This window comes from Falsiroseomonas oryzae (genome assembly GCF_027856955.1).
In the GTDB taxonomy this organism is placed as follows: Bacteria; Pseudomonadota; Alphaproteobacteria; order Acetobacterales; family Acetobacteraceae; genus Falsiroseomonas; species Falsiroseomonas oryzae.
In genome coordinates this window covers 1-3121 of record NZ_JAPSMD010000536.1, presented here as the reverse complement: position 1 = coordinate 3121, position 3121 = coordinate 1, and the positions used below count along the sequence as shown (strand labels likewise).

At 73.0% G+C, this 3121-nt stretch carries 4 protein-coding genes; 2 read left to right on the top strand and 2 right to left on the bottom strand.

What is annotated here, in order from left to right; translation table 11 throughout:
- The first annotated feature begins 225 nt into the window (after positions 1–225).
- Positions 226–1227, top strand: coding sequence for a tryptophan--tRNA ligase (gene trpS / locus OZN99_RS28415; protein ID WP_270938583.1), 1002 nt, complete (start codon positions 226–228; stop codon positions 1225–1227).
- Positions 1228–1266: 39 nt separating this feature from the next.
- Positions 1267–1830, top strand: coding sequence for a Uma2 family endonuclease (locus OZN99_RS28410; protein WP_270938582.1), 564 nt, complete (start codon positions 1267–1269; stop codon positions 1828–1830).
- Positions 1831–1834: 4 nt separating this feature from the next.
- On the opposite strand, the gene OZN99_RS28405 is transcribed toward OZN99_RS28410, so the two are convergent.
- Together OZN99_RS28405 and OZN99_RS28400 are read right to left on the bottom strand one after the other, a co-directional pair.
- Positions 1835–2752: an AEC family transporter gene (locus OZN99_RS28405; protein ID WP_270938581.1), complete on the bottom strand. Its 918-nt coding sequence runs from the start codon at positions 2750–2752 to the stop codon at positions 1835–1837.
- Between the two features lie 22 nt (positions 2753–2774).
- Positions 2775–3121: hypothetical protein (locus OZN99_RS28400; protein WP_270938580.1), on the bottom strand; the 347-nt coding region annotated here is incomplete at its 5' end.

The window sequence follows — 3121 nt, the reverse complement described above, 5'->3', positions numbered from 1 at the left end:
GCGGCCTGGAGCGCGGCGCGCGGGTCGGTCACGAGGCGTTGGCCCGGCGCGCGGCGAGGCGCCAGGCGGGCGGCGCGAAGGAGGTCATGCGCGAAATCCAGGGCGGGTCCGCGGCGGCTCTACCGCGCCGGCGCGGCGCCGGGCAAGGCGGCCTGCCACGAACCCTTGACGCCCCCGGCCGCGCGCGGGATCACCCGCGACCCGAATTGCACATGGTCCCTCGCGATGTCCCGCGTCTTCTCCGGCATCCAGCCTTCCGGCGTGCCCACCCTCGGCAACTACCTCGGCGCCATCCGCAACTGGGTGCCGATGCAGGACACGCATGAATGCCTGTTCTGCGTGGTGGACCTGCACGCCATCACCGTCTGGCAGGACCCGAAGGAGCTGGCGCGGCAGACGCGGGAGATGGCAGCGGCGCTGATCGCCTGCGGGCTGGACCCGAACCGCTGCGTCCTGTTCCTGCAGAGCCATGTGCACGCGCACGCCCGGCTGGCCTGGATCTTCAACTGCGTCGCGCGCATCGGCTGGCTGAACCGGATGACGCAGTTCAAGGACAAGGCCGGCAAGGACCGCGAGGCCGCCTCCGCCGGGCTCTATGTCTATCCGAACCTGATGGCGGCCGACATCCTGACCTACCACGCCTCCAAGGTGCCGGTCGGCGACGACCAGAAGCAGCACCTGGAGCTGGCCAACGACATCGCGCAGAAGTTCAACCACGACTACGGCGTGGACTTCTTCCCGACGATCGAGCCGCTGATCCAGGGCATCGCCGCGCGCGTCATGTCGCTGCGCGACGGCACGAAGAAGATGAGCAAGTCGGATCCCTCCGACCAGTCGCGCATCAACCTGACGGACGACCACGACGCCATCGCGCTGAAGATCCGCCGCGCCAAGACCGACCCGGAGCCGCTGCCGGAGAGCGAGGCCGGGCTGGAAGGCCGGCCGGAGGCGCGCAACCTCGTGGGCATCCTCGCCGCGATCAGCGGGGAGACGCATGCCGGCGTGCTGCGCCACCACGGCGGCAAGGGCTTCGGCGCCTTCAAGGAGGTGCTGGCCGAGGCGCTGGTCGCGCATCTCGACCCGATCCGCCGCGAGATGGCGCGGCTGCTGGACGACCCCGCCGCGCTGGACGCGCTGCTGCGCCTGGGCGCCGAGCGGGCGGACGCGATCGCCACGCCGATCTGCGACAGGGCGGAGGAGCTGGTGGGCTTCCTGCCGCGGCGATAGCCGCTGCGGGCGGCGCCCGCCCTATGGTAGGCTCCGCCCATGTCGGAACGGGTGCGCGATCGCTGGACCTGGGACGCCTACCTGGAGTGGGAGGCGAAGCAGGACGTCCGCCACGAATTCGTGGATGGCGAGGTGCGCGCCGTGACCGGCGGCACCCTGAAGCACAACCTGATCGCGCGCCGGCTTGGATCCGCGCTCGACCGCGCGCTCGGGGGCGGTTGCCGCGTCCATGGACCGGACGTGAAGGTGGCAACCGGGAACGGCAATGCCCGATACCCCGACATCCTGGTCGATTGTGGCCGCTTCGTCCCGACCGCGCTGGTCGCCCAGGACCCCGTCGCCGTCTTCGAGGTCCTCTCCCGCAGCACCGCCTGGGTGGACCAGGGCTTCAAGCTGCGCGACTACGACGCGACGCCCTCCATCCGCTACTACGTCCTGATCAGCCAGGACGAACTGCGCGCGATGCTCTATGTCCGCAACGACGCTGGCCGGCTGGACATCCGCGACGCGCAACTGATCGAGGGCACCGACGGCGCGATCGGGCTGCCATCACTCGGCGTCACGCTGACCCTCGGCGCCCTGCACGAGGGGCTGGAAGGCTGACGCCTCACCGCGTCAGCAGCCAGACCCAGACCGGCAGCGTCAGCACCGACAGCAGGTGCTCGCTGGTGGTGATCGCCGCCATCAGCCGCGCATCACCGCCCATCGCGCGGGCCATGACGTAGCTTGTCGCCGCCGTCGGCAGCGCCATGAACAGCACGGCAATGGCGGTGGGCAGCGGATCGAGCCCCAGCGCCGTGCACAGCGCCCAGGTCAGCGCCGGCATCACGCCCAGCTTCAGCGCCGCGGTCGCCGCCTGCGTGCCCGGCCGGTCGCCCAGCCCCTGCAAGGTCAGCGCCGCGCCCACGCAGAGCAGGCCCAGCGCCACCGAGGCCTGGCCGAGGTTGCGCACCGCCGGCTGGAGCCCCGGCGGAAGCCCGCCCAGCGCGCTCAGCGCGAAACCGGCCGCGCAGCCCAGGATCAGCGGGTTCAGGAGCACCTGCCGCAGCAGCGCCAGCGGCCGCACGCCGCCGCCACGCCCCAGGGCGAACGCCACCGTCGCCACCGCCTGCACGAAGGGCACGATCAGCCCGGTGGCGACCGCGGCGACGGCGATGCCCGGTGCGCCCCACAGCGCCCCGCCGATCGCGAAGCCCATCAGGTTGTTGAAGCGGATTCCGCCCTGCAGCACCGAGGTCATCGCCGCATGGTCGTGGCCGAGACCGCGCGCCAGCAGCACCGCCGCCGCGGTGCCCGCCGCCAGCGCCACCCACAGCGCGGCCGCCATGCCCCCCACCGGCAATTCGTCGAACCGCACGGCGGAGAGCGCACCGGCGACCAGGCAGGGCAGCAGCACCCAGAAGACCAGGCGCTCGATGCCGGCCCAGACGACGTCGTCGCGCAGCAGGCGGCGCTTCAGCAGCGCGCCGAGCGCCAGGAGGCCGAAGACCGGGACGAAGGCATCCGCCCAAGGCGCCAGGCTCACGGCGCCGACCGCCGCCCGGCCGCTACCCCGTCGCCCGGATTTCCGTGCCCGCCGCCGGCCCCGGCCTGACCGCCTCGCGGGCAATGTCCCTCAGACACGCCGCCTCCCCTCGTCGTGCGGTGCCGATGGCACGCGCCGCGGCGAAGGCGACGCGCAGCACGGGACGCGGCCCGTCCTCCCGGTAGAGCACCAGGTCCAGGTGACATCCGCTCGCCTGGTAGTGCCAGACCTCGGCCGGACCCTCCTCGCGCCGCAGCCGCGGCTCGCCCAGCCAGCGCAGGAGCGCCTCCGGCGTCTGGCCGACCAGTTCCGCCGCGTGGCCCGGCGCGGGGCCGGCCGCGGGCAGCGCCGGTGACGCAGCCGGCGGAC